Origin of the sequence: Comamonas trifloxystrobinivorans (genome assembly GCF_043359985.1) — a bacterium.
GTDB classification, from domain to species: Bacteria; Pseudomonadota; Gammaproteobacteria; order Burkholderiales; family Burkholderiaceae_C; genus Comamonas; species Comamonas trifloxystrobinivorans.
Genome location: NZ_JBHZGV010000032.1, coordinates 23,565 through 30,950 on the forward strand (window position 1 = coordinate 23,565; position 7,386 = coordinate 30,950).

Below are 7,386 nucleotides of genomic sequence, written 5' to 3' on the forward strand. Positions count from 1 at the left end.
TGGTTGGAGAGTGTGTTTGGGCCCCGCTGCCGCCCTGGGGCATGCAGCAGGGCCGGCTGGTTTAGAGGCTCATGCTGTGCTGCAGGTCGTGGACGATGCCGCTGCTGCCGGCTGCGGCATCGGCCTGGCTGCTGATGGCCACGGTCACCGGCTCGGTATCGGCGCTGGCCATGGCGCTGGCAGCGCTGCCGCCACCCAGCAGACCACCGCCCAGCACGCCATTGAGCAGGCCGCTCACCAGGCCATTGCTGCCCAGCAGGCCATCAACCACCTGGTTGACCAGGCCGTTGCTGCCCACGGTGCTGGCGACCAGATCGCCCACCACGCCCGTGCCCGCTGTAGCGGCGGCGAGGTTGTCGCCCACCGAGCCCACCACGTCGGTCACTACATCGGCCACGCTGCCGACCACATCGGTCACCGTGTTCACCAGGTCTGCAACCGGCTCAGTGACTGCGGGCAGGGCGGTGTCGAGCACGCCGCTGACCAGCGAGCCAGCGCCGTTGGCTGCATCGGTGCCGGTGCCAGTGGCGGCGCCGATGCCATCCGTCAGGCCGGCCACCAGATCGCCCACCAGATCGGTGGCGCTGCCGACGGTGCTGCCCACGGTGTCCACCAGATCGCCAACGGTTTGCACCGTATCGGCCACCACATCGGTCACGGTGTCGACCAGATCAGCCACCGGCTCGGTCACGGCGGGCAGCACGGTGTCGAGCAAGTCGCCAGCGCCTGCGCCTTCGCTGCCAGAACCGGTGCCGGTGAGGCCAGCCACCAGGTCGTGGCCCAGATCCACCACCGGGTCCAGCACGCCGGCTGGCGCTTGCACCAAGCTGTCGACCAGGTCGGTCACCGCGCCCAGGGCGCCGCTGCCAGTGTCGGTCAGCTGTTCAACCGGGTTGGTCACGGCAGCCAGTACGCCGTCAGCGGGATTGAGCAGTTGGTCGACCAGATCGCCCACCGGAGCCAGGCCGGTGCCATCGAGCAGATGGTCTACCGTGTCTTGCACGGAGCTCACCAGGCCATGGCCGTCGTCGCTGCCACCGGTGCTGCCGCCGCCATTTGCGCCGGCCACCACATCGGTGACGGTATCGGTGACGGTGCTGGTAACGCCGCCCAGCAGGCCGCCAACGCTGCCCAGCAAACCACCGACGACGTTGGAAACCACGTCTTGCACAGCGCCCGCGCCGCTGGGGTTGCCCAGGCCGGCGATCAGTTGGTTGAGTGCGCCAATCACCGGCTCCAGGCCCTGGCCTTGCAGGTTGGTGAGGCCGCTGACCAAGTCGTTGAGCACACCCAGTGCGCCACCATCGGAGTGGGTGAGTTGCTCCAGCACACCGGTCACCGCCGACAGCGTGCCGTCGTCCGGGTTGATCAGCGCATGCAGCAGATCGCCCACCGGTTGAGCGACCGTGCCGCCCAGCAGGTGGTTGACGACATCATCGACCGTGGTGATCAGACCGCTGCCATCGGTGCCGCCGGCGTTGCCGCCACCAGCGCTGCCGCCGGCGTTGCCGCCACCAGCGCTGCCGCCGCTGAGCAAGCCGCCGAGCAAACCACCCAGCGCGCCGCCTTCGCCCAGCAGACCGCCGGTGACGTTGCTCACCAGGTCTTGCAGCGAGCCAGCGCCTTCGGGGTTGCCGAGGCCGGCCACCAAGCCGTTCAAGGTGTCGATCAGCGGGTTCAGGCCTTGGTTGTCCAGATTCACCAAACCGTCGATCAGGTTGGTGAGGCCGCCCAGGGCGCCGCTGTCGGTGAGCGTCAGGTTTTCCAGAATGCCAGTGATCGCGTCGAGCGTGCCGCCGTTCGGATCGACCAGGGCGTTGACCAAGTCCACCACCGGCGCAGCGATGGTGCCGCCGAGCAGGCCGTTCACCAGGTCTTGCACCGAGGTGATCAGACCATGCTCGTCGCCACCGCCGCTGTTGCCGCTACCGCTGCCTGCGCCGCCGCTGAGCAGGCCGCCCAGCAAGCCGGTCAATGCACCGCCTTCGCCGAGCAGGCCACCGGTGACGTTGCTCACCAGGTCTTGCAGCGAGCCGCTGCCGTCGGGGCTGCCCAGGCCGGCCACCAAGCCGTTCAAGGTGTCGATCAGCGGGTTCAGGCCTTGGTTGTCGAGGTTTACCAAACCATCGATCAGGCTGGTGAGGCCACCCAGGGCGCCGCTGTCGGTGAGCGTCAGGTTTTCCAGAATGCCGGTGATCGCGTCGAGCGTGCCGCCGTTCGGATCGACCAGGGCGTTGACCAAGTCAACCACAGGCGCAGCAATGGTGCCGCCGAGCAGACCGTTGACGAGATCTTGCACCGAGGTGATCAGGCCATGCTCGCCGCTGGTGTCGGTGGGGTCAGTCGTATCGGTGGTGTCCGTCGTATCCGTGGTATCGGTCGTATCGGTGGTGTCAGTTGTATCCGTGGTGTCGGTCGTATCGGTGGTGTCGGTCGTGTCCGTGGTATCGGTTGTATCCGTGGTGTCAGTCGTGTCGGTGGTATCGGTCGTGTCCGTGGTGTCGGTCGTGTCCGTGGTGTCGGTCGTATCCGTGGTATCGGTCGTGTCCGTGGTATCGGTCGTGTCCGTGGTATCGGTCGTATCCGTGGTGTCGGTCGTGTCTGTGGTGTCGGTCGTGTCTGTGGTGTCCGTCGTATCGGTGGTGTCAGTCGTGTCAGTGGTATCGGTCGTATCCGTGGTATCGGTCGTGTCTGTGGTATCGGTCGTGTCTGTGGTGTCCGTCGTATCGGTGGTGTCAGTCGTGTCAGTGGTATCGGTCGTATCCGTGGTGTCAGTCGTGTCGGTGGTATCGGTGGTATCGGTGGTGTCAGTTGTATCTGTGGTGTCGGTCGTGTCCGTCGTGTCGGTCGTGTCGGTCGGTTCAGTGCCGTCCGTGGGCTCCGTAGGGGGCACCGGGTCCGTGGGGTTGGTGGAGTCGGTGGGCGCGGTCACATCGGTAGGCGATGTGGTATCGGTCGGGTCGGTGCCGTCCGTGGTATCCGTGGTATCGGTGGCCTCGCCGCTGTTGGTGGGCTCGGTGGTTTCGGTCGGGTCGGTGAGGTTGGGCAGGCCGGGGTTGCTGCCGCTGTTGTTGCCGCCGGGGTTGTGGCCGGTGGTCGAGTCATCATCGCTGCTGTTCATGGCTGCGACCAGGGCAGCTGCGCCCAAGCCACCCAGGCCTGCCAGCAAGTAGTCGCCCAGCACCCAGCCGCCTGCGCCGTCGTCGTCGCTGGCCTCTTTGGGCGCGGTGCCGGCATTGGCTGCGTCGGCGGCGGCCACGGTTTCCGCACCTCCAGTGTTGGTGGCCAGGGCGGCGGCGGCCACAGCGCCGTTGTTGTCACAGCTGTCCAGACGGGCTTCGGTGTTGGCGCTCAGTGCGGCGATCTGGGCGTTGCCGTTGCTATCGGTAATCACCGCTTGCGCATGGGCACCGGCCGGAACCACGATGGTGTCGCCCATCAGCAGCTGGCCGCCGGCTTGTGCAGGCTGGCTTTGGCCGCCACGCACGATCTGCACGTCCTGGCTGGCCTGGGTCAGTTTGGCCGAAGCGGTGGCCGGCGTACCAGGGTTGGAGCCTGCGGTTTCCGGGGCAACGCAGAGGGTGGTGGTGTTGGCAGCGGTGGTCATGGTCGGTTCCTGCTAAAAGTGGATCATCGGCGTGCGACTGCACAGATGGATGCCTCTCTTAGCGCAATAGCCGTGCCAACAACCGGTTACAAGCGAGGGCGCGCCTTTTTATGTGCTTAATCCATTGATATTTATTGATTTTTAATCTTCTTGGAGTTCTGGGTGCGCGCGCAGTTATCGGTATGTTCCGCTCGGTGTTACGGGCAACGTTACGTAACGTCACCGCATCGGGAACGTAGCTTTGTTGCACTGCAGCGCACTCGGCTGGGCCGCGCTGGCGGACTGGCACACCGTCTGTCTGCGGGTAAATCCGGCGGTCAGGCCGGGCTGCCCGGTTTGTATCTGACTGTTTATAATCGGCCACCCCAACCGCACAGCGCCGGCGGGTGCTGCGGGTGGTTTGAGAGCCATCTGCCATGCCCCGGTGGGCTGTGGGCGGCTTGCCCTGCATTGCAAAGAGATCCACTGCTTATGAAGATCGCGCCTCCCGTTTCGTCGCCGCTGCACCGTGCCGGCAAGCTGTGGTCTCAGCACCGTTGGGCTGCGGTATTGCTCGGTTGCGGCATGGCGCTGCAACACCTGCCCGCACAGGCGGCCCGTCCGGTGGACGAAGTGGCCCAATTGCTGGAGCAAGGCAAGGCCGACCAGGCCGCCAAGCAGGCCGACAGCTTTTTGCAGCAAAACCCCGGCGATGTGGAAATGCGCTTTTTGCGCGGCGTGATCGCCACCGAGCAAAAGCAGAGCGCGCAGGCGATCAAGATTTTCACGGCCTTGACGCGTGACTATCCGCACATGCCCGAGCCTTATAACAACCTGGCTGTGCTGTATGCCGCCGATGGCCAGGAGCGCAAGGCGGCCGAGGCGCTGGAGCAGGCCATCCGCACCAACCCCAGCTATTCCACAGCGCACGAGAACCTGGGCGACCTGTACGCCCGCATGGCCAGCGAAGCCTATTCCAAGGCCTTGCAGCTGGACGGCTCGCGCCAGGATTTGAAGCCCAAGCTGGCGCTGATCACCCAGATCGTGCCCGGCGCCGCCGCTGCGCGCCCCAAGGCCACGGTGGCCAAGGCAGAAGCGTCTGCAGCCTCTGCGCCAGTGGCTCCCGCTGCGGCGGCTGCACCTGTTCCCAAACCAGAGCCCGTGGTGGTTGCCAAGGCGCCGACACCTGCACCAGCCCCTGCACCGGTGGTCGCGCCCGCTCTAGCGCCAGCACCGGTGGCGGTAGCCGCTGCGCCGGTGGTCGCTGCGGCCAAGCCCAGCCCGGCCAAACCGGAGCCGGTCAAGGCCGAGCCAGCCAAACCCGAAGCCAGCAAAACCGAACCCGCCAAAGCCGAAGCGGCAGCCAAACCTGCTAAAGCAGACGCCGCCGATGCCGACAAGCCTGCCGAAGCCGCCGCCAAGCCCGCGCCTGCTGCCCGCCCGGCAGCTGTGGCTGAGGTCGAGCGTGCCGTGCATGCCTGGGCTGCAGCCTGGCAAAAGAAGGACATGGCCGCCTATCTCGACGCCTATAGCGACAAATTCCAGCCAGCCGGCGGTGGCTCGCTGGCGGCCTGGAAAGAAGGGCGCCGCGTGCGCATCGTCGGCAAGCAGGAGATTGAGGTGGGTGTGCGCAATCTGCAAGTGAGCGTTGATGGCGACGAGGCCACGGCCAAGTTCCGCCAGCACTATGTGGCCGGCTCGCTCAACACCACCACGCGCAAAACCCTGCAGCTGCGCCACGAAAAAGGGCAGTGGCACATCGTGCGCGAATCCACGGGCGGCTGATGGTGGCAGGCTGCGCGGTATCATGCGCGGCAGGCGGCCAACGGTGGCCGCGGGGATGAGGAATTTCAGGCGATGCCTTTTTGCAAGCAGTATTGGCGGCCATGGGCCACGGTAGCCCTGGCTTTGGCCACGGGCGGGGCCTTGTGCACAGCGCAGGCCAAGCCGTCCGAGAGCAAGGCGGAGCCATCTGCGCCACAGGCACGCAAAGGCAAAGCGGAGGCCGCTGCAGCCAGCAAATCCCGCAAATCGGCGGCTAAAGAGCCACGCAAATCGGCCCCTGCAACGGCCCGAGCTGCCAGCAGCCCGGTAGCGGCCAGCCACGGCAATGCCGAAGAGCGCTTGCTCAAAGTGATTGATCTGGTGCGGCAGCAAAAGCTCGACGCGTCTTTGCAAGCGGCCGCCAGCCTGACCAGCGATGTGCCGCATTTCCAAGCCGCGCAGCTGGTGTATGCCGATTTGCTGCGCTACAAAACCGGCCATGCGGGCGCGTTGCCTGCTGCACCGGTGCAGCAGGCTGTGCCCGTGTTGGTTAAACACGCGCCTGCTGTCGCTGCTACAGCCGCAGCCAATGCTGCGGGGCCAACCGACAGCCTGCAGCAATTGCACGGCCTGCAAGACGAAATAAAACGCCGCGTACAAGGTGCCAGCGCATTGCCTGCCACGGGCAGCATTCCGGCCGAGTTTTTGGCGCTGGCGCCCACGGTACGCCAAGCCATTGCCATTGATGCGAGCAAGTCGCGCCTGTACCTCTTCAAGCACGAAGCGGGCAAGCTGGTGCTCACGGCGGATTACTACGTGTCCGTCGGCAAGCTCGGCATGGGCAAGCTTGAAGAGGGCGACCAGCGCACGCCAGAGGGCATGTACTTCATCGGCCGCCAGATTGCGGGCGCCAAGCTGCCAGAGTTTTATGGCAAGGGCGCTTTGACGGTGAACTACCCGAACGACTGGGACCGCGCCATGGGCCGCTCGGGCAGCGGCATCTGGCTGCATGGTTCGCCGCCCGAGCAGTTCGCCCGCCTGCCACAGGCGAGTGATGGCTGCATGGTTTTGTCCAATACCGATCTGTTGCGGCTGATGCGCAGCGTTGACAAATTCGCGCCCGTGCTGGTGCGCGACCGTCTGCAGTGGGTGGCCAGTGCTGATGCCGGCCAGGCGCGTGAGCGCGACGCTTTCCTGCAGGTGCTCACGCGCTGGCAGCAAAGCTGGAACCAGGGCGATGCCGCAGCACTGGGCAGGCTTTACGCGCCAGAGTTGCGCAGCGCTGACGACAACAAACCCATGCAAGAGCGCATGGCTGCGGCATTCAAAAGTGCCAATACCCAATTGCAGGACGTGTCGGTCTACGCCTGGAAAGACGCCAAGGGCGAAATCCGCATCGCCAACTTCCGCCTCCAAAGCCGCAACCTGGCCGAGCCCTGGTCGCTGCGCCAGTACTGGCGCAAGACGGGCAACGAGTGGGTGCTGTTTTCTGAGGATGTGCAGGGCTGAGGGAGGGCTTTGCCGCTGGCACGCGGTGTGGCAGTGCTTTGGGCGTTGTTGCGGGCGTGGAGTGGTTGGCGTTTCGCCCTTTATAGGGATATCTGCGCTTCGCGCAGATTTGGAGCGGTCGTTTTCTCACTGGTGTTGCAGGGCTTTTGCATGCTGCAGCTGGCCGGGTTTCGCCCCGGCAGGCGACCTCCCTTTTTGCCCAGCCAAAAAGGGAGGCGAAAAATCTGCCCCACAGCCAGCGTCCCCGACCGCCCCGCGAAGCGGGGCAATCGGGGCAACCTGCGCTCACAACAAATGCCGGCGCGCGGCCGAACTCATTCCGCGCTAAAGCGCTCCATTCAAACAGCGGCCGCGAGTCAGTTCACGAAGTTTGGCTGTCCTTCGGCAGCCAAACCGCCGGCATTTGCTGTGATCGCAGGCGCTGGCTGACAGGGGTGGAAGGACATCCTGAACAGCCAACAGCCAACAGCCAACAGCCAACAGCCAACAGCCAACAGCCAACAGCCAACAGCCAACAGCCAACAGCC

At 65.3% G+C, this 7,386-nt stretch carries 3 protein-coding genes; 2 read left to right on the top strand and 1 reads right to left on the bottom strand.

Annotation, left to right across the window (positions count from 1 at the left end):
* Positions 1-61: 61 nt before the first annotated feature.
* Entirely contained in the window at positions 62-3,607 is a 3,546-nt protein-coding gene (locus ACFIQF_RS24230) for a beta strand repeat-containing protein (protein ID WP_393946206.1), read from the bottom strand.
* Between the two features lie 471 nt (positions 3,608-4,078).
* On the opposite strand from ACFIQF_RS24230, the gene ACFIQF_RS24235 reads away from it, so the two are divergent.
* Complete coding sequence (locus tag ACFIQF_RS24235; RefSeq protein ID WP_393946207.1) at positions 4,079-5,371, top strand: L,D-transpeptidase Cds6 family protein; 1,293 nt, start codon at positions 4,079-4,081, stop codon at positions 5,369-5,371.
* 72 nt (positions 5,372-5,443) lie between these two features.
* On the top strand, positions 5,444-6,859 hold the full coding sequence (locus ACFIQF_RS24240; RefSeq protein WP_393946208.1) for a L,D-transpeptidase family protein: 1,416 nt from the start codon (positions 5,444-5,446) through the stop codon (positions 6,857-6,859).
* Positions 6,860-7,386: the final 527 nt, after the last annotated feature.